We start from the raw sequence: 22,793 nt of genomic DNA on the forward strand, positions 1-22,793 counted from the left end.
AAAATTTAACATCAGATAATGTCTTCTTCTTCTTATAGACCACCGCGTAAACCAGGCGATCGCCAGCGCCCTAAATTAAGTAACTGGTTGATTGACCTTACCCCTAAATTCTTTGAGCGTCATCTTGAAAAAGTCGGTCTCAAACAGTTAAAGTGGCTGGCTTTGCTGCTATTAATAGTTTCCGTGCCGTTAGTTATTACGCCGATACAAGTTTGGCAGCAAGGTGCAGTTGCTGTTTTTTTAATATTACTTGGTCAGTTAGTTGTCCAAGCAGAAAATGAAGAATCTTCTCCCGAAATCAGCCAGTATTATCATTTATTTATGATCTGGCTGAGTTTGGTGACAACACTGCGTTATTTATACTACCGTCTCAGCTATACGCTTAATTTTGACGGTTGGGTAAATAGTATTGCTTGTTTGCTGCTATTGACGGCGGAACTTTATGCTATTTTGACCTTGGTATTGGCATATTTTCAAACTCTGAAAATTAAAGAACGTCAACCTGTTAATTTATCTAATATCCCAGAAGCTGAATGGTTTAGCGTTGATATCTACATTCCGACTTACAACGAAGATGTGGAAATTGTCCGCAAGACGGCGTTAGCAGCCTTGGCTTGTGACTATGCTCTTGGGAAAAAGAAAGTTTATATTCTTGATGATGGTCGTCCGGAAAGATATTCAGAAGGCGATCCGCGTCGAGAAAAGTTCCGCGCCAGACGGGAACAAATCAGGCAAATGTGCCAAGAACTCGGCTGCATCCACATGACGCGGAATAATAACGAACATGCTAAGGCGGGTAATATTAATACCGCGTTTTACAAAACTGATGGGGATTTGGTGCTGATTTTAGATTGCGACCACATTCCATCGCGCCAATTTCTACTGCACACCGCAGGCTTCTTTTATGACCCGAAAGTCTCCTTTGTGCAAACGCCTCACTGGTTCTATAATCCCGACCCCTTTGAGCGGAATTTGCTCACCGATGGTAAAATTCCGGTGGGTAATGAACTGTTTTACAAAGTACTGCAAAAAGGTAATGATTTTTGGAATGCTGCCTTCTTTTGCGGTTCAGCAGCATTGATTCGGAAGTCCCACGCTTTAGAAGTTGGGGGAATTGCTGTAGAAACCGTGACAGAAGACTGTCATACTGCTTTGCGGTTGCATTCCAAGGGTTACAAGTCGGTATACTACGACAAAATTATGGTGGCTGGTTTAGCACCAGAAACCTTCTCTTCTTATGTAGGGCAACAAGTACGTTGGGCCCGGGGAATGGCACAGATATTGCGGTTAGAAAACCCTTTATTTAACCCTAAACTGAAGTTAACATTAGCCCAAAGGATTTGTTATTTCAGCGCCACGTCGCACTTTTTATATGGATATCCTCGATTAATATATGCGATCGCTCCTACCCTATTTTTATTATTTGGCATTAACTCCGTCCAAGGTTTAGGTTTAGAAACTTTAGCTTACGCTATCCCCCATATACTTCTCTCCCTATCGGCCAATTACATCATCTACAAACAAGTCCGCTTCTCGTTCTGGAATGAAATTTTTGAATTTGCAATGGCTTTCCAGGCTGGGTGGGTAACTATGTTGGCGCTAATTAATCCCAAGATGGGGTCGTTTAACGTCACGGATAAAGGTGTGTCTGTTAATAAACGTACCTTTGACTGGCAATCAATGCGCAGTCTGTTGTTAGTGACGTTAGTGGTAGTTGCTTCTTTAGTGGCTATCCCCTATTGGCTATTGCTACGGCCTGAAGATTGGCAAGCTGTGCTAGTCAATACCATGTGGTCTATTTTAAACCTGATTTTACTGGTAGCTGCTTTGTTAGTTGGCTTTGAACAACCGCAAATCCGTTCTGCACACCGATTACAGCGACGCCTAAATGTGGTTATTTCTAGTAACGACCAAGTAGTAATGGGGGAAACAATCAATATTTCCGAAACTGGGGCGTTAATTTCTTTGGAATCTTGGCCGAATTTAGCCGATGAAGTCGAAATTGAGGTGATGGGCGACTTTACTGCTAGCGCTACCCTCACAGCCAGAATTATCCGGATTTCTCCGTATAACGATACAGAAACCCATTTAGCAGTTGATTTTATCAATACTACTCCGGCTCAACTGGATGCTTTGACTTTGGTGTTGTACTCGGATGTCCGAGAATGGTATTCCCAAAAACGCCAATATATAGATCGGCCAATGGCTTCCTTTGGATTTTTGGCGACTAGTTTGCGGCGTTCTTTACGGGATATCAAACAACCCAGTCGCAAAAAGGTGCGCAAACAAGTCCAAACTATCGGTCAACTTTATTGGGATGGTCATTTTTTCTCTGGAGTCGCCACAGAATTAGGGGTAACAGGTTTACGCTTGGAATTAGAAGATACAAAAGCTGTATCCTCTAACCGCATATTACGAGAGCATGATTGGCATACTATGCGCACAGTCAAGCCTTTGGTGGGATTGCTGTTGAATCGGGATGGAGATGAGCTTTCATCTAGCCGATTTGTGGCAGAAATTACCTCGGTAGAAGAACAACCCAACGGTAAAATTGCGATCGAGTTGAATTTCCCGGATAAATTTAAGCAGCGCCAAGACATCAAAATTAAACAACTTTTACAAGTCTTGTAGTTACAACTACAGAACGACCATAATTTTAGCTTCTAGTCAACACAAAGCGCGCTTTAGCACCAGCTAGAGCCGCTTTTTCATATTATTTTTTAGTTTATTGCTGTGGGGACTATTATTAAGTACCTTAATCCCATACACTGATTTTAGAGTATATAGCAATCTGTTAAGGATTTGTGAAATATTAGATGTAGGGTTCTTGACAGTCAACAGTCAACAGTCAACAGTCAACAGCCAAAACCAATATTTTTAACAGATAAAATAGGATTGCTATATTAATGTGTATCGCTACTAATTTTAAATTAACCAATTATCAAATTTAGGCTATAAAAATACGAATTGAATTTATGAGTAATGAGATAAATCTTCCTTTATTAGAAACGCTGGAATATGTTACTTACATTGACGAAGATGGACAATTACCTGAACAATTTCAGGGGAAAATAGGAGTATATGCTATCTTTGATCAAGAAAAATTATTGCAATTTGTAGGTTATTCTCGTGATGTTTATCTAAGTTTGAAACAGCATTTAGTACGTCAGCCACAAACATGCTATTGGGTTAAAGTTCAAACTATTGACAGACCAAACCGCACTCTTTTAGAAAGTATCGAACAGGCTTGGATTACTGAGAATGGTAGTTTACCTTTAGGTAATGGAGAACATAAAAGTCAGTGGGTACAGCCTATTGATGTTAAAGCAAAAATGACACCTGAAGAACAAGAAAAATATCAAAATCCTCTCAATGATGAAGTGACACAAATAAAAATTCTTAAAAATGTAGCGCGGCGAGTAGAGGCTGAGATTTTAGCTGTTTTAGAAGCCCGTGGTTGTCAAACACAAATCCGCTTTAATCCTAAGTTGAAAGAAGAAGGATTGCTGGATTTGAAATAGTTGGTAATTTGTATGGCTGTCCGCAGGTTCTGAATATATTTGTCGCTCACTCTCTCCAAAGTTAAGCCGCGCTTAACTTTTGTTGGGGTGAATCTCTGTATCGCCGCTATCCTCCTCACCCGTAAAAGTTGGCGGGAGTAATACCAATTCCAAAAAAAATGAGACAGATGCGTAGGTTAGGTAGAAGGTGGTGAAACCCAATCATTACAAGACGTTGGAGTGTTGGGTTTCGTTCCTCAACCCAACCTACATCCATCCTCCTCATCGGTAAAGGTTGGCGGGAGTAATCCGGAGGTTTAGATGGGAGCTGGGGGAGATGAGGCTTGTTGCTTATGAGGTAACATTTTATGCAGATGATGCAGCCAAAAAGATCCTGAAAATTAATTTGGGTATTAAGATTTGATTGTTCAATAGATTTTAGATACCTATTTCTCCCTAGTAGGGTGCTACGATGACAAACACGCCACCTCCCGATCCTGAGTCATCTTCAAAAAATCCCCTTGGCTTTGATGAATTTATCGCCGTTCTGGTTGCTTTTAGCACGATTGGCGTGATTCTTTTTTGGTCGCTGTCTCGTAAGGATTCAGACTGGAATGTAGGTGAGATATTTTCTTTATCTCCCGCTACTTCACCCAATATTCAGCAAAATCCAGGGTTACCTTCTCCTGTTCCCCAAGTGCAGCCTAATACAGAAACAGAGACTGTACCATCACCTGTACCGACACCTAATGTTGAATCTAGTACGGCACCATTAACTAGCGATGAGGTACCTTCTACCTCTGTTTTACCACCAATTGCGATCGCTCCTGTTACTCCGGCGCAAGTACAAGCACCTTTGTCTGCTAGCAAACCTTTGACACCACCGTTCTCTTTGGTAACGCCGGCAAAGAAAAAGTCAGCTATCCCACCACCAATCGCCTTTAACGATGTACCTGATGATTTTTGGGGTCGGAAGTTTATTAATGTTCTTTCTGCTCGCGGTACGATTAAGGGTTTTCCCGATTACACTTTTAGACCGAATCAGCCTGTAACTCGTGCAGAATTTGCAGCGATATTACAACAAGCTTTTGAAGAGAAGCCTGTTGATAATCCGCCCAAATTTAAGGATATTCAAGATAAATTCTGGGCAATTCCGGCGATTAACCAAGCTATTAGTACAGGATTTTTGAAAGGTTACCCTAACCAAACTTTTCAACCAGAACAAAAGATTTCTCGCGTACAAGTGTTAGTGGCTTTGGTTAGCGGCTTGAATCTGAAAACCCCTGCGTCGCCAGAGCAGGTGTTAAAAATATACAAAGATGCTAAAGATATTCCTCAATATGCGACTGATAAGGTAGCTTCGGCAACAGCTAATGGTTTGGTTGTCAACTATCCTAATTTGGAAGTTTTTGCGCCTAATCAAGAAGCTACTAGAGCTGAAGTGGCGGCCATGGTTCATCAAGCTTTAGTTTATCGGGGACGGTTGGAAGCAATTCCCTCAAATAACATTGTTCGCTTACCTAAGTAAGGTAATGCGTGTCTAAATTGCATAAATACGCGCTCTGGGGCATGGCAGTGCCAATGCCCCCACAATTAACGATTATCTTGTTAACTGTTAACTGTCAACAGCCTTGACGATGGATTGTGGAAATTAAAAGCAGAATAGCTTAAAAATCCCCTGACTGGACAAATTTCGCGATGCTCATTTGTGGGGGAAAGTCAAGGGATTCTTAAATCTGTAGCCGCTACCAATCAAGGTGCGGCTACAGTTTAATAAAATTTATTGTGACCAGTTTGACTGATATTTCTTTCTAATGACAGCACTGAGGATGCTGATTAGGCAGAAAAACTGTGTTCAGCAATACATTACTCTGGAGCGTTTTTGCCCACAACTTGTGATTTGAGTGTGGTGATTTCGTTGGTTAATTCTTTCCTGGTGGAAGCTTTGAGTAGATAGCGATAAACAAACCAGGCGGAGTAACCGATACCAATTAATTCAAAGGTAGGTGCTACTAAGGGAATGTCGTTGAGAGAATCTAGGATTGCCAATAGTACCTTAACGGCAACAACTGCTCCGACGATTAAGCCGATGGAAACTAGGGGCTGCTTATACTGATTAAAGAAGTTTCCTAGATATTCAGGTAGCGTCCCTAAAAAGCTTGAGATTTGTTCTCCATATTTTAGCCATTGCTCTTGAGACTGCGCGGGTGGCTGGAGTTTAGTGATGGTTCCGCTTTGATTGTTGATGTCTGTCATCGTGGTCTCTGAAGACTTGGTTTCTGTGAATTCCGGTTCTTGCATTTTCGCTTCCATAAATTGTAACAGTTGAGTTTCTCTAATCCGGACAATTACAACCTCAAGGGTGTTGATTAGGTGATGCTCTTGAGCATCGTTACAACTGAGTTTGGGTTCAAAATGGTTTTAGTGTCCTATCACCATAATTGTCCTTTAACTACTACTCGATCAACTACCAGGTAGCAATTAAGTAGGAGGATAGAAGTCAGATGGCAGCAGGAACTATAAAAGTCAGCTTTCTGAGTTCTGTTTTTAAATCAACTGGAATCCTCAGGTTGCTATTATCCCATGTCATGTCAGTTGCCCATTATGGTACTTAATTAGAAGTACAAATTACGCAAAAGTCAGTCCACTCCTTATTTATACAAGCCTCAAACCCGATTTAGCCGGATATTAAAGCTATCTTAAGCAGTGTGAGTCAATTAAACCATTGCTAGTGATATTAATCTGTAATAAAAGTTTTTATGTGTTGAAATAGACTAGACAGAAAGTTATTTTTATGGTATTGCATCTATGTAGATTGAGCGATCGCCTAAAAATAACTTTGGCTGAATTTTTTGTCATCTGTTGACTATGGACTCCTACCTATTTTCTGTTGATTAGCCCTTGCTGGCAAAATTCAATGTCTACATGTCAACGACAAAATTCTGAGAATCTTTTACTCATTTTTGGAGAGAGATTTAGGATTTAGATGGTTAGGATTTAGTTTTTCTTATCCTAAATCTACAAACTCCAAGTTATGCTAATACTTCATCAGTTTAGCTTATTTCCAATCGGGAATTTCCGCATCTTCGCCACCAATACCGATTCCTGTGTGATAGATTTCGGCATCAGTGATGGTGAGATTATTCATTGATGCTTGATAAACATTAGAATCGTAAATCTTGGCACGAGTTAAATTGGCGTTATTGAGGTTGGCTTGCTTCAAATTCACATTGGTTATGTAAGCTGAAGTTAAGTTTGCTCCTGTTAAGTTAGCACCAGTGAGATCGGCACCTTCAAGGTTAGCTTCACTGAGATTAGCATTTTGGAGATTTGCACCTCTGAGATCGGCTCCAATTAAATGCGCGCTACTGAGATTTGCACCTCTTAAATTACAGTTAATACATTCCCCAGTTGTTAACAACTTTTGTAAGTCTTGCGGGTTATCAGCTTTGACTGCGGTAGTGAAAAAGAGGGGAGTGGCTAAGGCTAGAACTGCTAATAGCTGGAGTTTCATAATATCCCCCTTGGTACTCAAGTAAAATCCGTTCTTTTCCTCACAGTTCTATTATCTCACTAATTTTCTGCAATTATGTTAATTGAGTACATAAGAGATTTGGGTAAGGCAGTTATTTGCTGTCCATGAACTGCCGATTTATCAAGGTTTTGGTGGCTTGATGAGGCAGAAAATTTAGCAAAATGATGCCTATTAAATTACTGTTAATTCTTGTAAAGCAATTGCCTAAATTAATATATTTTTTTATGATATTTTAATATAACTTATGCAATTGCTGATTATGAGCGGAAAACAAGCATTTTTGCGCTTTTAAAGCCTGAGAAAATCTCGCATATAATGATTGACTAATTTTGGCTGTTCTTGCTGAACCCAATGACTACAATTGGGGATATATTTGATTTGCAAATCTTGAACATAGGTTTCTGTACCGTAAGTAAGTTCCTTCCCTAAAGCCGTATCATTTTCGCCCCAAATCATCAAAGTTGGTACAGTCAAAATTTCCCAATTGCTTTTAAATATTCGCTGCCGCAAAGCGTTGCGATAATAATTTAAACTCGCAGTCAGAGCGCCAGGTTTAGCAGCAGCATTTTTATAAGCGTCGATATCGTTTTGTGTAAAAGTACTCTTGTCAACTGCCATACCTTTAAATGCTCGTTTAATGGCTGCATAGTCTGAGCTTTTGATGAGTAATTCTGGTAGCCAAGGTAGCTGAAAAAAGAAAATATAGGAACTACGAATTAATTGTTGCAGAGTCAGTAAGCCTTGAGCAAATTTTGCTGGATGGGGCAAGTTAAGAATAATTAATTTTTCTAACATCTCTGGATAAGTATAGGCGAAATTCCAGGCGATCGCACCTCCCCAATCATGTCCCACTAATACACATGTTTCATAGCCTAAGCCTTGAATTACTCCCGCAATATCTTTGACAAATTCATCCATCACATAAGCAGATTTCTGGTTTGGCTTATCGCTATCGTTGTAACCACGTAAATCTAAGGCGACAACTTTAAAATATTGAGCGAATTCTGGGATTTGATAGCGCCAAGAATACCAAAATTCAGGAAACCCATGTAACATCAACAGCAAAGGGCCTTCACCTTGGGTAACGTAATGCAGTTTTACACCATTGGTAGTGATATATTCGTGAGTCCAAGAAGGTTGGATTACAGCAGTCATCAATCTTACCCCACTAGATAAAATACCGTAAAAATCTATCACAGATGATTGAATTATGCTGATGTTTTTCTCATGAAAACATCTGTTAAAAGAGAAGTTTTATTAATAGCTTTTTTGTTAAAAATCGATAAATATATTTCTTTAGTATTTACTAAATTAATCAATAGATAGATGTAGATGCCTGTTAAATCTTGCTAAAAAATATTATTTCTATCGGCAACTAATATGACACAACATCTAATGCATCATCCTTCAGGATGGGTAGAAAGATTAGCAAGGTTTGGTTATGCATCTAAAGGAATAGTTTACAGTATCGTTGGCTTACTAGCGGCTCAGGTGGCTTTTGGTACTGGTGGGCGAACAACTGATACGCAAGGAGCTTTACAAACTATTGCACAACAAGCATTTGGTCAGTTTCTGCTGGTTTTGGTAGCAATTGGCTTAATTGGATATGTGCTGTGGCGTTTTGTGCAAGCAATCAAAGATCCAGAAAATAAAGGTACTGATGTTAAAGGCTGGGCACAACGAATTGGTTATATAATTAATGGTTTTTTATATGGAAGTTTAGCTTTTAGTGCTGTACAAATTATCTTAGGTTATGGAGGTAATAATAATAGTAACTCTACTCAAGATTGGACAGCGAGATTACTTGATCAACCATTTGGTCAATGGTTAGTAGGAACTGTGGGAGCATTTATTATTGGCTTAGGCTTTTATCAGTTTTATCAAGCTTATAGTGCTAAATTTCGCAGAGAATTAAATTTAACTGAGTTAAGCTATAAAGAACAAAAGTGGGTGATGGGTATTTGTCGATTTGGGTTAATAGCTAGGGGAATTGTATTTTGTATTATTGGTTGGTTTTTGATTCAAGCTGCAACTCAATCTAACGCGCAAGCTGCTGGCGGTTTAGATGAGGCGTTACAGGCTTTAGCGCAACAAGCTTATGGCGCTTGGCTTCTAGGCTTTGTAGCACTGGGTTTAATTGCCTATGGTATTTATATGGTGGTCAAAGCGCGGTATAGTCAGCTAGTCGTGAATTAAAAATTGCGGCAGATGAGCTTGATAGAAATACGCGGTGTTTGGTTAACTAATACCGATAGTAAAGTACTGAGGTCTCAGCAACGCATTGCTGAGGCGATGAATTTTTTGGCGGAGACAGGATTTAATGTGGTGTTTCCTGTGGTTTGGAATCAGGGAGTAACTTTTTACCCTAGCCAATTGATGCAGCAAACATTTGGTGTAGAAATTAACTCTAATTTTATTGGACGAGATCCTTTAAGAGAATTAATTGTTGAAGCGCGAAGGGTGGGGTTAAAAGTTATACCTTGGTTTGAATATGGCTTTGCCAGTTCTTACAATGCTAATGGCGGGTTGCTGTTGCAGACAAAACCGGAGTGGGCGGCGCGCGATCGCAATGGTAAACTACTGCAAAAGAATGGTTTTGAGTGGATGAATGCCCTCGATCCGCAAGTGCAAGAATTTCTGTTAAATTTAGTCTTGGAAGTTGTCAAGAATTATGATGTTGATGGCATTCAAGGTGACGATCGCTTACCCGCTTTACCTGCTGAAGGTGGCTATGATGAGCAAACTATCGCCCTTTACCGTCAACAGTTTCACCAAGATCCGCCAGTAAACCCCCAAGATAGACAATGGTTACAATGGCGTGCAGATATTTTAACTGAATTCTTAGCCCGTCTTTATCAAGAAGTAAAAGCCATTAACCCAAATTTAATTGTGTCTATGTCCCCCAATATTTATGATTGGGGATTTAAAGAATATTTGCAAGATTCAGTTACCTGGCTCAAGCGGGGAATAGTCGATATGATTCACCCGCAAATTTATCGTCGCGATTTTCTCAGTTATAAATGTATTATTAATCGCTTGATAACTGAACAATTTACAGATGCAACATTAACCAAGTTAGCACCAGGAATTTTGATGAAACTTGGTTCCTATTGTATTAGTCCTGAATATTTAATTAAGGCAATTGAATGTAATCGCAAAAGAGGAATTAAGGGAGAGGTATTCTTTTTTTATGAAGGTTTACGAGAAAATGATGGCGCTTTAGCGAAATTACTGCGTAATAAACTGTATGCCCAATCGGCATCGTTTCCCACTTTAGCTGATTTGCATGTAGGTGCTGTAAATAGCCAAAGAAGTTTATCTTGGTGGCAAAAGTTAGAACGGTTTTTGCGAAATCTTTTTTAAACAGGTGCAGGGTAAATTAATGCAGATAGAACAGGTAATTACAATTCTCAAACATGATTTACCGACGTTGTTTGAAAAAGATATTACTTACGATATATATACCCAGGATATTTATTTTCGCGACCCAGTAAATAAGTTTAAATATAAATTTAACTATCGAATTATATTTTGGACTTTACGCTTTCACGCTCAATTATTTTTTACACAAATTTACTTTGATTTACATGAAGTGTATCAATCAGCAGAAGATACGATTTTAGCCAAGTGGACAGTGCGTGGGGTTTTGCGCGTTCCTTGGAAAGCGAAAATCTTTTTTAATGGGTATTCAACTTATAAATTTAATCAAAATGGCTTGATATATGAGCATATAGATACTTGGGATCGCCCGCCTACAGAGATTTTACAGCAGTTTCTCAAAAAAGGTGGAGAAAGTTAAGCAGGCGATCGCATCTTTTATCGTGTTAGTTTGCAGTCTTAGGTTGAAATATGAGGTAAGTTCCACCTAAACCTTCAACAATTGTCCGCGTATTAGCTGTAATCATGGTTTGATAGGTTTCTACCCCAGTTCCACCTTCTCCTAAACCATCAGTATAAAGCTTGCTCTCGGAAACTTTAACTGTGGCGGCTGTGGCTACTGATTCTATATCATTAGAATTAATTGCTGTTTCGTTAAATATTGTTGGTACTTTCTCTTGCTTAATTTTTTTCGCTAAGTTTCTTATTTGTATAGATGTTGGTGTTTTATTAGTGCTAACACCTTGTAAAGTTCCCAGTAATGAAAGACCATAAGCTTTAGCATAATAACTCATGGCATTATGAGGAGTAACTAATATACGTTTATCCTCGGGAATGCTAGCAATTCGCGTCTTAATCCATTTATCTAATTGAGTCAGTTCGGCGGTAATTTTTTGTTTATTACTATTATAAGTTTGGCTATTATTGGGTTCGATTTTTGTTAGGTTATTACTAATTACTTCTACCATTTTGATCCCATATTTGACATTGTGCCAAATGTGAGGATCTGCGGCTATATTTTTACCTTGGCGGAACTTTTGTGGCTGAGGAACTGCAATTTGCGCTACAGGAATTTTCGCTGCTGGGCTGTCAGTTGATTTAATTAGTTTGATTAATCCTGGTTCTAAATTATAGCCGTTATATAGAATTAGATTTGCTTGTTCTAATACTGTTCTATCTTCCGGCTTTGGTTGGTAAAGGTGAGGATTTGTACCTGGAGGAATTAAACAAGTTAGGTTAATTGTATTCTGAGCAATTTGTTTAGTTAAATCGCATAAGATACTCGTAGTGGCGACAACTCGCGGTAAATTATAATTAACTCTAGTGGTGCTTTGACTGAATGAGGTACTTGTGGCTTGATTTCCACAACCAACAACTCCAATGGTCAAAGTAAAGATAACAGCAGGTAAACAATTAATTTTACGTATTTTTTTTAACATTATTCACTCCGGCTGATTATAATCTGTTCTTAGGAAGTCGGTGTAATTAAAGATAAATGGTCAATAGTCAATAGTCATTGGTCAATAGTCAATAGTCAATAGTCATTGGTCAATGGTCAATAGTCAATAGTCATTGGTCAATGGTCAATAGTCAATAGTCATTGGTCAATGGTCAATGGTCAATGGTCAATGGTCATTTGTTAATAGTTTTAAGTCTATTGAAGTTTGGGAATATAGTTTGGTTTATTTACTACTGACTTGCTTAAGGCTTAACTTTTAGCGTGATGGGGGTGAATTTATATAAGTTGGAAGTTAGAATTTCTGTGTTGTAAAATACAGGAATAAAGTTATAAATATATGTCAACAGTCAACAGTCAACAGTCAACGATCAACGGTCAACAGTCAACGGTCAACAGTTCAGAAATTCTCAACTCTTGACTATGGACTCTTGACTATGGACATTTGACTATGGACTCTTGAGTCTAATTCATTTCCTGGATTTGCAAGCGAATGGTATGTTCGATAGTGCCACTCAGTTGTAATTCCATGATTTCGCTACCTAGAGGTTCTATGCTGCTGAGAAGCGATCGCAAATTGGGTGTACTTGCACCTGTATCTACATATAAGCGATCGGCTAAATTACTAATGCGCTTCCAAGTCATGTATAACTTGGCGATGGTTTGTTCCATTTGCGATGCTTGATTGACTAAGTCAGCAGCTATGGTTAAACAGCCAACTCGTTGCGCTTCTTCTAAGGCGGTTTCTATATCAATGTCGGCTTGGGTTAAGGCTTGGACTTGCGCCGCAGATTTTAAATATTTTGCTAAATAGCGGGCTTCGTTGGTTACCTGCTTTAAGGTATCAACATCTGGGTTAGCAGCAATTTCTTTTTGTAAATATTTTTGGTGGGGTTCGGGGAGTTTTTCCAGTTCCTTCACCAATGGCGCGATGTAGCGGGGGGGAAGGGTGTTATCTGCGGCTTTTATCTTGACTGGTTCGGGTAGCAATTCTGACGACATGGCTGTCCATTCGTCGGTGAGTTGACGAACTTCGCGCCGAGTGATGCGATCGCCTTTTTGCGCTGCTTCACTCACCATTTGTTGTACTTCCGGGGAAGCTTTGGAAGTTTCGACAAAGGCGCGTTTACTAAAATTATTGACTGCATTGGGGTCAAGTTTGCCTTCTTCTAGCAGCGTATCCGCACTGTTAGCTAGCTGAATCCAGGCGTAGGCTTGACTTTTACTGATTTCTCGTTCTTTGAGCCATTTGAGAAAACCAGTACCGCGACTATCACCGCCTTTCTTTTCGCGATCGCGGATGGCGCGTAAAATTCGCCCGCGCCAGATTTCGGTTTGTAAATCAAAGCGATCGCAAACCTGCCATGCTACATCTAGCTGCTGTTGAAAATCCGATTCTGGAATCTGTTCGTCATCTGGATCGGGCAGTTCAAAGTTAAGATCGGCTGGCTGTTGTAAAGCAGCAGCAAGGTCATTGATCGATTCGTTATATTCCACGACTAGTTGCCGAGTATTGTATGCGTCGGCTTATTATGCCACAATCCGTGACTTTCGCGGTAACTCAAACTTTGAGTAAATATTAAAACCTTTTCTTTTACTGATTGTGTCGATGGGTTCTCTCGAATTTTACTAGACTGGGCAAGATGCCCAGCCATTGTTTGAGTTTGGCTCTTGTCTGAATTACTTATGATTGATCCAATCGCTTTTGCCATTCTGCATCAATCTGTGCTGAACGCTCAACTTCCTGTTCTAGTAAGTCAGTTTCGCTAGAGTAAACTATATCTTCTTTGCCGATGACATTTTCAGCAGCAAACTGACGAGCGTAATCCAGTTTATTTTGTAAGCTAGTATCCACATCTGTTAATAGCCTAGCGCGAGACAGGCGATCGCGATTACGTGCAGAAATTTTACTATTCCGCCATTGAATCCAGAAATAACGGGCTAAGGGTATACCTAAAAAACCAATACCATAAGCTAACAATAGCCAATAAATTCCTTGGACAAAAGCTACCAAGCCACCTATTTGAGCCGCAACTGTACCATCTCTGAGCAAACTTCCTAATACTAAAGCGCCAACAAAATTCACTACCCCTAAGCCAGCACTCAGGAGATTTTGTCCAGAACTAGCTGCACTAAAACGCCACAGAGATTCTTCTAAATATACTGGTACAGATTGATGATATTTTTTGCTAGCTTGCACCTGTAATTCTGGGAAGTAATAGACAATTTGCCCTTCTGGACTCACCTCTGGTTTTCCATTAAATCTTAACAGCACAGGTAACATATAATCTTCATATTCTTGTTGATATTTTTCACCAATATCATCTAAATAAGGTGCTATTTGTTCGGCAACAACTGCACCACCATGATTGCGAATTACCGCCGCAATTTCTTGCCAACGCCTTTCTTCTAGCTTGCTATTTGGGTTACCATCACCAAATAAAAATGAAAATACTGCTTCAAAAAAATTCAAATTGCTACTTTCATTTCTGGTGCGTCTTCTTTCCTGATATTCAGTTTGATAATTGGGGCTAAGATACCAAAATAAATCGGGGAAATAAAAGAAGCCACCCCCATAATTACTGCTGCGATTGTCATTATCGCGATCTGAGTTCATCGCTGTAATGATGATAAAGATGCTAATCGTAATTAAGGCAATCGAAGCGATTAAAAATACCCCAAAAGAAATGCGAATTAGGTAAAATAAAACACCCCAAATTTTCTGCCACCATTCCTGGAGCCGTAATTGCAAATATTTATTACGTAAAACATTCCGAAAATTACGCGGAAATAAGTAGACAATATCACCTGATTCTGCTACTTGCAGATGTCCGCCAGCATCAGATGCTAAAGCTAATAAACCTTGTCCCGCCTCAGCGATATTTAATCCAGCTTGAGTGGCGACATCACCAACAGTGACGCGATAACCCAATTGTTCCACCGCTTGCATAATGCTGGGATTGGGAGCCATTGTCCTCCCCTCCTGTTAACTTTTTTTTACTCTCTTTCTCAAGTATAAAGTTTTATTTTCAGTGGCTGGGGTGGTAGCTCGACAATTAAATTTAGAAATAATGTTCGCTATTTTTGGCAACTATATCCATGTTAAAATTAATCCCTGGCTTGGTTAAACAGCAATTTATCTGCCTAAAATATGGTTCAGTACACTATCCCTCAAAGTCCAGACCTTATTATCACTGTTCCTGGTAAAGATTCAGCCAAAGCCCGTGATAAAGCAATGGATCGGCTGATGGAATTGATGGATGCTGGCCAGTTACCCACAGAACTTGAAGAGGGATTCGGCCCGCAACAATTAATTGAGGTGAAAGAACCAACCTCTGAGATTAGCAGTGGTGAAGATGCTATTACTCAAGCTGTTCAGGTTCTCAGTAACTTGGCTACACTCAAGCTCAAGGTTCAAGAGTCGCGTACTGAAGCTTTAGAAATTCGCCAAGCGGTAGATGTGCTGTTTTCAGATGATTCTGTCACAGAAGAGGAAATTTCTCGCCTCAAAGAAGGTTTTAAATTATTGAAGAATTTCGCTCAAGCGAATTTACGCTACCAAGAAGCGCGAAGCAAAGCTGAAGAAGCACGCCAAATTTTAGATCGAGCATTAAAATCACCCGATCAATAGCAACCTACATTTATCCTTAACTGAACCGTATTATCCCATACCCGATATATCGCCTACAGGCTGGAAGCCTGTGGCTATCATTACAAAGCCTGCCAAAAGCAGGCTTCGTTCAATTAGCCGCACCCTTCTAGGGTGACGGCGGGATTGCGGGATAAGCGAATTAACAACCCCTACATTGACTACTATGCTCTCATTTAGCGTTTTGGATTTTTACTGATAGTAGAAGCCATCCCTGCTGATTTACCATTGGTACTGGCGATATCTACAGATACCCTCTCAGCACTAAGACTCTGTCTGTAATACTGTTGATAGTACTGGTAAGAAACAGGTACAGCATCTTTAGATTTATTCGCTACTAAGCCTAACAAAGGAGTACCAGAAATCTGGATTTGTTCTAATGCTTGCTGTAGTGCAGTCCGCTTCAGCTTACCTAAACCAGCAACCAGTACTAAACCATCTGTATTCGCCGCTAACAAGTAAGCATCAGCGAATCCCAATAGAGGAGGTGTATCATAAATTACCAAATCAAAGCTGACTTGCAATTCCTCCATCAAGTTATGCATTTTTTGCGATGCAAGTAACCTGACTGAATCTGGCGGAATTGGCCCTGCTGGCATGACAAACATATTATCCTCTAAAGGCGATGGCTCAATGACATTATGCCAATCGAGGTCTTGGGAAATCACATCTGTCAAGCCTTGAATGTTCATCAGTCCGACGCGATTGTGTAAGCTGGGAGCGCGTAAATTAGCATCTACTAGCAATACTCTTTGTCCCATTGCCGCAGCAGCTTGCGCTAGCTGGGTAGCAATTGTTGATTTACCGTCTCCTTGAAGGGCGGAACTAATAACTAAAGAGCGAATCGGCGTATCCGAACCCAACAGCAAAATATTGGTGTAGAGAGAACGAAAAACTTCAAAGAAAGAGGCTCCATCGGTATTTTGCACGCCTTTGGAAAAGTTGTCTTTCACTGCTTCTAGTTCTTTTCTTAAAGGAACGATTCCCAGTAGGGGTAGTCTGGTAGCGTCTTTGAGTTCTTGAGAAGAGTAGAAGATATTGCTGAGTTTATCTACTACTAAAGCTGTACCTACACCCAATAACAAACCTAAAAGACCACCTAATGCTAAATTGCGTTTAGCACTATCGGAGATTGCTAAAGGTTCATTGACTTTAGTGAGTGTGGGATCGAGTAATACCCAAGGTTGTTGTTTTTGGGCTTTCTCGATCTGTAGAGACTGCTGTTTAGTTGTAAATTGGGTGAGGGCGGCGTTAGCAATTTGTAATTCGCGCTGGATGTTGTCGTAATTGCGGCTGATTGTGGCTAACTTTCTAATCTCGCTATAAACATTGTTGATTTTCTCATCCAAAGAGCGATCGCGCGCTGAAAGTTGTTGAATGCGGCTTTGATAATCTTTTTGTACCCTTGCTTCTTCTTGCGCCAGTAATGGTAGTAAAGAATCTTTCTTTTGTCTGAGAGTCTCCATTGCTGGGTTTTCATCTGTAAATACAGCTGACTGTTGTTTAGTCGCAATATCTGCTGCTTGGATTTGGTCTAAAATCTTTTGGTAGCGAGCGTTATCACTCAGCAAAGAATTACCTGCTCTCTCACCAGGTGCTTGCGCTAATTCTCTTTGTAATTCTTCATAGCTAGCTACCATTTGCTCCAACTGGACTCGATTCTCAACTCGTTGTTGTCTTAAACTCGCTAGTTGAGTCGATAATTCTTGCGCTTTTTGTGCTGGTTCAATCAAGTTATTATCTAGCCGCAGATTGCGCAATTGGTCTTGCCAATATTTTAGGCTCTTTTCCAGTGGCTGTTTTTGTTTATCAACAAACTCAATTGCCTGGTCTACATCCGCTCGTCGCTCCTGCAAACTATATTGCAAATAAGCATCAGATAGCAGCTTTAAAACATCGCTAACAAACTTTTGATCGGAACTGGTATATTGAATATTTAAGATATTTGGCTTACTGGATGTAATTACTAAATAGTAAACCAGCGTGTCATAAGTCAGACCTGGGTATTGCGCCTGCAGTTTTTCCACAATCGGATTTAACACTCTCGGACTGCGTAATACTGCGATCGTTGTCTGAACTTCTTTGGTTGACTCAGGAGCCGCTACATCTTGACCACTGATAGTTTGGGGAATGTTGGCGATGACCTTATCTTCCCCGGTCACTGGCTTAGTTAAAATCTCAAATGTACCTTGATATACTGGGGGATCTGTTTCTGCTTTGAGGACTGCGGCTGTCGCTACTAAGGCTGTGGTACCACCAATTAACAATAGTCTGCGCCGGAGAACAGCCCCAACTTGACCGAGATTTAACCCCCCTTCATCATCATTGAATTGGGTAAAGTTTGCTTGTGATAACGGGTGAGAATTTTTTTCTGACTTCAGCATAGCATTTGTCAAATAAACTACTTATATTCCTTACACAGGTGAATTCTTCGATTCAATCTTGGTATAGGTAGTTAGATTGCTCCGAAGTTGGCTAGTCTGTCTCTGCACCCTAGTAAATCATCAATATATTTACTGAATAATTGTTTAATATTAACAATGTTATATAAAATATCAGCAAAAAACTACAAATGACAGATTTTCATCTGGGGCTACACCAGTGAAAACGCAGCCCAACTGAAACAAATTCAGTACTACTACAGTAGCATCACGTAAACCGGATTGGTGAAATTAAATAAATTATGAATCAGGTTAGCGAAAAGATGTAGAATTAACTGCTGACAACTATGATCTAAGACTAGTATATAAATTTTTTTTAGAGCAGGTAGCCAATCTCCGCATAACTACATATAGGTACAAGATACACTTTCACCACATTGTGTTCCGCAAGCCGCACTCAGCATTTCCCAAAAGTACAGAGTTAAGCTCATTCCACCCCCAGAACGGTATGGGATTTTATGTTGACGGTTGACGGTTGACGGTTAACCGTCATCAGTCATCAGTCAAGGCTGTGGGGGTATTTTTCATCCCATCCGCAGAAGGAATGGGTTTTACCGACAGCTTTATATAATTAGGCACCATTAAAAACAAAACCAAGCTGATCGCCTGGCTTTCAAGAATTTGAAGATTACAAGTTAGCCATATGAGGCTTTTCTTATCTTCATTGATATTTAACTGGGGCGCTAGGATTCGAACCTAGGAATGGCGGGACCAAAACCCGCTGCCTTACCACTTGGCTACGCCCCAAAACTGAACACTTTAGATAATATAGCAGTCACTCCCCAGTAGATGTCAAGTAGTTTGAGCATTGTTTTTGCAGAAATCTCAATTTTTTCCTCTACTGGAGCCAGATGCCTAATTTGCTAGGTAATTACCCGCGTTGTAGGCTTCTGGTGCGTAAGGCAAAACTAGGCATTGACTGAACTTTGGGCGTAGCAATTTGTATTTCCTGCCATCGTAGACCAATAATTGCTGCTACAGAGATGACATATCCTGGTTCTTCCATTTGCGTAAAAATCAAGCCAAAACTCGCAACACTCAGGAGAATCAACCGAGAAGCATCATCTATACAAAACCTACGCCAAGCAATATACATCACCAACAAAAAAGCGGCTAAACCTAATAATCCCCAATCTCCCCAGATACCAGCCCAACCAAAGAATGGAGACCACAGACGACTTCTCGGGCCAATCCAAGTAGACCAAACAGCATCCCAGACTTGCTGGCTGACGGGAGATATTGTGGCTCCTAAGGGAGATAATAAACTGGCATAGTCTTTGAGAAACCATCCCCCTAATCTGCCAACAGTGTGTCCCGGCCCCAAACCAAGGAACCAATTTAAAATTGTTTCATAGTGAGAGGGAATAATCCGGAATACGCATGATTTTAAGCTCCAACCATCTTGCATTTTCTCAGGATCGGCAAAAATTAATAGCGATCGCGCTACAGTTTGAGATGCTATGTAGACTCCACCAGCAGCAAATGCAGTAATTAGTCCATATTTAGCAACTTCAGTAATACTTTTGATACTTAATTTGACTTTAGTTAACATTAAGAAGAGAAAAGCAATTAAAAATACCAAAAAGTGTGATTTTGCATCAGTAATAAAAATATGAATAATGGCTGCTATGCATACAGCTATGCGTATCCATAGGGGATTTTTATTTGAACTTGTAAAATAATAAATTGCAAAAATAATGGAAACACCGGAGGATACGTCACAACCCGCCCCTTGTCCCAAAAATACGCCAGTTATATAGTCACCGCCTGCGGCTTTACCTGCATCCCAACGCAGAATAAATTTTTGGACATAGGCAAAAAAGATATTGATAAAAGCAAATGATAAAAACCAAAAACGTAAAGCTTTTAAACTTTTGGCTGAGGGATTAATACTAATTATTGCCAGCAAAAATATCAACCATTCAGCACGTAAAAGAAAGTCGAGTAAGACGTTAATCAAGCCTGCTTTATTGAGTAAGGCGCTAGCAACTACAATAGTGAACAATAACATCAAGCCTGCGAGCATTTCCAAGACTCTATTCACGCGCAATCTGGTATGAGTCTTGGCAATTATGTAGAAGGAAATTAAGGGAATTAATATGAGGTGAGCAAAATTTATTAATGCAGGAAATCCAGCAGCATCTAGAAGTCTTGGAAAAAAAGCACTAGCAAAGGCTAGGACTATAATTACAGAATTTTTTAGCATTAGGAGGGGCTAGTACCGCTATGCGGAAGTCAAAAGTCAAAAGTCAAAAGTCAAAAGTCAAAAGTCAAAAGTCAAAAGTCAAAAGGTTAATTAGAAGTGAAAAATATTTATCTTCCTTGTCCTCCTTGTCTTCTTTGTCTCCCTTGTCTTCCTTGTCCCTTTTATTCGCAGATAAAATAGAATTGCTAGATGTATATGATGGTGACTATTTAAACTTTGCGAACTAGATCGTAGATTTCTAGGAGTTTGTGATAATTTTGTTTGATTGTATATTTTGTTTCGTATTCTATTCTAACTTCTTGGCGCATTTGATTTAATTCTTGGGGATGTTCTAGGAGCCAAGTAACTTTAGCTGCTAAATCTGCTGAGTTGCTGGGCATAAATTTGAGTCCGGTACGATTATGTTCGACTAATTCAGCGATCGCGCCAATATCAGCCGCTATTACTGGGGTTCCCTTAGCAAAGGCTTCAACTGCTACCCTACCAAAGGTTTCGTACCAATTGGAGGGAAAGATTAAAAACTTTGCTTCGCCAATTAAGTCATAAACCTCTGACATAGGTTTGCGTCCCAATAACTCAATTTCCGGGATATTTTGGGTATCTGAGGTCAATTTGGCCGTTAAAGGCCCGTCGCCAATAATTTTTAGCGGTAGTTTTACGGGTAATTGCTGCCAAGCTGCTAGTAATGTATCTAACCCTTTTTCTTCAGATAACCTACCGACAAAGACAGCATAGTTTCCCTTCCCCTCCCCTGGTTGGGGATCGGGATGAATAAAGTTAGATTTGACGAAGATTTTATCTGCGGGTAAACCCCCAGCAATAAATTTCTGGCGGGCAAACTCGGTTAAGGTAATGAAAACATCGACCATTTTTGTCCAAGTCCCCAGAGTCCGGTGGACTGTTAGCATGGTGGCGACAGTGGCGCTGGCGAGATGGTTATCGCGGTAACAACCATGTATAACTCCCGGTAAGGGGACAAATTTCCCCATACAGTCCTCACAAACCTGCCCATCGCGAAAAAATAAACCATTAGGGCAAAGTAAGCGATAGTTCCGCAGGGTTTGGACTACAGGTACACCCTCAGCTTTGGCAGCATAATAAATTGAAGGAGAAATTAAGGGAAAGAAATTTTGGACATGAACGATATCCTGGGGCTGTTGTTTGAGTTGACTTTGGACAATTTGATAGGCTTCTGACGACCAAATTGTCCGGGATGCTACTTGTAACTGACTCATCTGGGCAACGCGATCGTTGTGTTCCTCATAGACTGTTACCTGATGCCCCATTTCTCGCAGCATATTTTCCTCGGCTTGGCGAGACTCATCTTCGCCACCGCGAATTTGATAGCGGTTGTGTACGCTGAGAACCCGCATTTAAGCCCCCTGATGGATGATTTCTGTATAGATTTTCCGGAAAAACTTACCTTTCATTTCCCAACTGTAAAGCTGGTTAACTCTTTGCCTACCTGCTGTGCCCATGCACACTCTTAAGTCTGGTTCTGCCGCTAAACGTTGCATGACTTTGGCCATGTCTAAAACGGCTTGTTGGGGGTTGTGGGCGGGAATTTTAAATCCAGTTTCGGCGGTGATTTGAGTTGCCGGGCCGCCTAGTTCTAAACAGATGACTGGGCGATTAGCTGCCATTGCTTCTAAGCAAACTGTGGGGGAAAAATCATGCAAGCTGGGGTGTACGAGAACATCGCATTCGCCCAATTTAGCTAGGGTTAAATCTCGTGGTAGGTTGCCAAAAAAACGCACGCGATCGCTAATTTGCAATTCTTGACACAGGGCTTCTAAGCGCTTTCTTTCCGGCCCGTCGCCAACAATCCAAAATTCGCCTTCTGCTAGGTTAGCTTGCGCAAAAGCCCGCAAACCTAAGTGAAAGCCTTTCCAATGTAATAATCTGCCAATACTAATAAAGCGAATTGCGGTTGCCGATGAACCTACTGGTAGCTGTCCCAACTTTGTAATTTCTTGTTGATTAATACCAGTTTGTCCGTAAATTACCTCAATTCGCTTGGCACCAAGGGCACTAACGCGGGCGGAGGTTTCTGGTGTGGCAACAATTGCTACTTGGCTGCGCTTGACTGTGAGATGCACAAAGGGGTCGCGCTCGCCTACCCAGGCAGCAATATTGCGGAATATCTCGTAAATTTTATTACCGGGGCTAAAATCTTGCCAGAAAGGCTGGGGTGCAGATTCACCACCGCCTACAGGCCCCCAAACAAATGGTATGGGTAGTAAAGAGAGAAAACTGGGGGCTGAATACCTACCGTAGGTAACATGATGTACCAAATCAAAATTAATTTGGCGATGTAAATTTTGTACCAAGAAGTAAACGCCAATTTGCCAGAGGTAATGGTGCAAATGTACGCCTCGGCTCTTGCCTTTCCACCACCGCGCCCAAGCTGGCAAATCGTAGTAAAGTACTGTTAAATTGGGAATCGGATTTTCTGCCAGTTCCGCCTCAATCGGGGGGCGATTTTCGGCACGAGTGATCACCCAAATTTGGTTATCTTTCACCAATTCTCGCGCCATATTCCAACCAACACCCGGTTCCGAACCCATATCCGGACGGCAAGCATAGGCAGAAAGGAGAACTTTTAAGGGTTTTTGTGGATTTTCCATA

The 22,793-nt window shown here is 40.5% G+C and carries 17 protein-coding genes and 1 tRNA gene; 7 read left to right on the forward strand and 11 right to left on the reverse strand.

Annotated elements, in window-relative coordinates:
• The first annotated feature begins 18 nt into the window (after positions 1–18).
• The 3 genes from bcsA (at position 19) to AACW45_RS13655 (ending at position 5,028) form a co-directional block, all read left to right on the forward strand.
• Positions 19–2,631, forward strand: a complete 2,613-nt coding sequence (bcsA, locus tag AACW45_RS13645) for a UDP-forming cellulose synthase catalytic subunit (RefSeq protein WP_190633143.1) — start codon at positions 19–21, stop codon at positions 2,629–2,631.
• A 344-nt stretch (positions 2,632–2,975) separates the two neighbouring features.
• The gene (locus AACW45_RS13650; protein WP_190633144.1) at positions 2,976–3,521 is read left to right on the forward strand and encodes a GIY-YIG nuclease family protein; all 546 of its coding nucleotides are present in this window, start codon (positions 2,976–2,978) and stop codon (positions 3,519–3,521) included.
• Positions 3,522–3,972: 451 nt separating this feature from the next.
• Positions 3,973–5,028 (forward strand): S-layer homology domain-containing protein, encoded by a 1,056-nt coding sequence (locus AACW45_RS13655; protein ID WP_190633145.1) that lies wholly within the window; start codon positions 3,973–3,975, stop codon positions 5,026–5,028.
• Between the two features lie 338 nt (positions 5,029–5,366).
• Here AACW45_RS13655 and AACW45_RS13660 read toward each other — a convergent pair whose 3' ends face one another.
• The 3 genes from AACW45_RS13660 to AACW45_RS13670 form a co-directional block, all read right to left on the reverse strand.
• The gene (locus AACW45_RS13660; protein WP_096648046.1) at positions 5,367–5,801 is read right to left on the reverse strand and encodes a CAAD domain-containing protein; all 435 of its coding nucleotides are present in this window, start codon (positions 5,799–5,801) and stop codon (positions 5,367–5,369) included.
• Between the two features lie 757 nt (positions 5,802–6,558).
• Positions 6,559–7,014, reverse strand: a complete 456-nt coding sequence (locus AACW45_RS13665) for a pentapeptide repeat-containing protein (RefSeq protein ID WP_190633146.1) — start codon at positions 7,012–7,014, stop codon at positions 6,559–6,561.
• Positions 7,015–7,323: 309 nt separating this feature from the next.
• Entirely contained in the window at positions 7,324–8,190 is an 867-nt protein-coding gene (locus AACW45_RS13670) for an alpha/beta fold hydrolase (protein WP_190633147.1), read from the reverse strand.
• 225 nt (positions 8,191–8,415) lie between these two features.
• Here AACW45_RS13670 and AACW45_RS13675 point away from each other — a divergent pair, with 225 nt between their 5' ends.
• Genes AACW45_RS13675 through AACW45_RS13685 form a run of 3 tightly spaced genes read left to right on the forward strand, consistent with a single transcriptional unit; the run spans position 8,416 to position 10,834 of the window.
• The gene (locus tag AACW45_RS13675; protein ID WP_190633148.1) at positions 8,416–9,231 is read left to right on the forward strand and encodes a DUF1206 domain-containing protein; all 816 of its coding nucleotides are present in this window, start codon (positions 8,416–8,418) and stop codon (positions 9,229–9,231) included.
• Between the two features lie 12 nt (positions 9,232–9,243).
• On the forward strand, positions 9,244–10,398 hold the full coding sequence (locus tag AACW45_RS13680) for a glycoside hydrolase family 10 protein (RefSeq protein WP_190633149.1): 1,155 nt from the start codon (positions 9,244–9,246) through the stop codon (positions 10,396–10,398).
• A gap of 19 nt (positions 10,399–10,417) precedes the next feature.
• The gene (locus AACW45_RS13685; RefSeq protein ID WP_190633150.1) at positions 10,418–10,834 is read left to right on the forward strand and encodes a DUF2358 domain-containing protein; all 417 of its coding nucleotides are present in this window, start codon (positions 10,418–10,420) and stop codon (positions 10,832–10,834) included.
• 25 nt (positions 10,835–10,859) lie between these two features.
• Here the strand turns inward: AACW45_RS13685 and AACW45_RS13690 are convergent, their stop codons facing one another.
• From AACW45_RS13690 to AACW45_RS13700, 3 genes are all read right to left on the reverse strand, one after another.
• Entirely contained in the window at positions 10,860–11,852 is a 993-nt protein-coding gene (locus AACW45_RS13690; protein WP_190633151.1) for a metal ABC transporter solute-binding protein, Zn/Mn family, read from the reverse strand.
• Between the two features lie 482 nt (positions 11,853–12,334).
• Complete coding sequence (locus AACW45_RS13695) at positions 12,335–13,366, reverse strand: hypothetical protein (protein WP_190550806.1); 1,032 nt, start codon at positions 13,364–13,366, stop codon at positions 12,335–12,337.
• A gap of 187 nt (positions 13,367–13,553) precedes the next feature.
• Complete coding sequence (locus AACW45_RS13700; RefSeq protein ID WP_190633152.1) at positions 13,554–14,840, reverse strand: hypothetical protein; 1,287 nt, start codon at positions 14,838–14,840, stop codon at positions 13,554–13,556.
• Positions 14,841–15,020: 180 nt separating this feature from the next.
• On the opposite strand from AACW45_RS13700, the gene AACW45_RS13705 reads away from it, so the two are divergent.
• Entirely contained in the window at positions 15,021–15,500 is a 480-nt protein-coding gene (locus AACW45_RS13705) for a hypothetical protein (protein WP_096646928.1), read from the forward strand.
• Positions 15,501–15,694: 194 nt separating this feature from the next.
• Here the strand turns inward: AACW45_RS13705 and AACW45_RS13710 are convergent, their stop codons facing one another.
• From AACW45_RS13710 to AACW45_RS13730, 5 genes are all read right to left on the reverse strand, one after another.
• On the reverse strand, positions 15,695–17,902 hold the full coding sequence (locus tag AACW45_RS13710; protein WP_190633153.1) for a GumC family protein: 2,208 nt from the start codon (positions 17,900–17,902) through the stop codon (positions 15,695–15,697).
• Positions 17,903–18,634: 732 nt separating this feature from the next.
• A tRNA-Gln gene (locus AACW45_RS13715) sits at positions 18,635–18,706 on the reverse strand.
• A 124-nt stretch (positions 18,707–18,830) separates the two neighbouring features.
• The gene (locus AACW45_RS13720; RefSeq protein WP_190633154.1) at positions 18,831–20,165 is read right to left on the reverse strand and encodes a hypothetical protein; all 1,335 of its coding nucleotides are present in this window, start codon (positions 20,163–20,165) and stop codon (positions 18,831–18,833) included.
• Positions 20,166–20,374: 209 nt separating this feature from the next.
• Entirely contained in the window at positions 20,375–21,538 is a 1,164-nt protein-coding gene (locus tag AACW45_RS13725) for a glycosyltransferase (RefSeq protein WP_190633155.1), read from the reverse strand.
• Complete coding sequence (locus AACW45_RS13730) at positions 21,539–22,792, reverse strand: glycosyltransferase family 4 protein (protein ID WP_190633156.1); 1,254 nt, start codon at positions 22,790–22,792, stop codon at positions 21,539–21,541.
• Position 22,793: the final 1 nt, after the last annotated feature.

The sequence above is a fragment of the Calothrix sp. FACHB-168 genome, from assembly GCF_963889195.1.
Taxonomy (GTDB): Bacteria; Cyanobacteriota; Cyanobacteriia; order Cyanobacteriales; family Nostocaceae; genus Aulosira; species Aulosira anomala_A.